General features: G+C 41.8%; 1 protein-coding gene. It reads left to right on the forward strand.

Annotated features, from left to right (window positions below; all coding sequences use genetic code 11):
* Positions 1-693: phosphate acyltransferase (locus ACFINS_RS10405; protein WP_375706228.1), on the forward strand; the 693-nt coding region annotated here is incomplete at both ends.

Below are 693 nucleotides of genomic sequence, written 5' to 3' on the forward strand. Positions count from 1 at the left end.
GAGCGTGAAGGCATTTCTGTTATGAACGCCAAGCTCTCTTGTCGTTTGGATGCTTACGCGAATTATCTTTATAAAAAAATGCAGCGTCAAGGTTGGCTGTTGCGTGATTGTCATCGTCGCATCAATAATGATCGCAATTATTTTGCTGCTTGTATGGTGGCATTAGGGGATGCTGATGCAATGGTTACAGGGGTTACACGCAATTATGAAACAGCGTTGATTGATATTCGTCGGGTGATTGATGAAAAACCGCGAGAACGGTTAATTGGTATTTCAATGGCCATTTGTCGTGGACGAACTGTGTTTATTGCCGATACAGCTGTTTATGAGAATCCTAACGCCGAAGAATTTGCGCATATAGCCGAACAGACAGCTTCTTTTGTTCGTGGATTGGGGTATCAACCACGGGTGGCATTTGTGGCATTTTCTACTTTTGGTTATATGAAAGGACAGGTTACGCGCCATATTCAAGATGCCGTTAATATTTTGCGTGAACGCAGGGCTGATTTTGAATTTGATGGAGAAATAAGTGCTGATGTAGCGCTTAATGTGAAATTGATGCAGCAATATCCCTTTATGGGATTAACGGAACCTGCTAACATTTTGGTGATGCCTGGATATCATGCGTCTTCTATAGCAAGTAAAATGTTGCAAGAGCTTGGTGAAGCAACCATTATTGGTCCTATTTTGATT

Origin of the sequence: Bartonella sp. AA2SXKL, assembly GCF_042197205.1 — a bacterium.
Lineage (GTDB): Bacteria > Pseudomonadota > Alphaproteobacteria > Rhizobiales > Rhizobiaceae > Bartonella.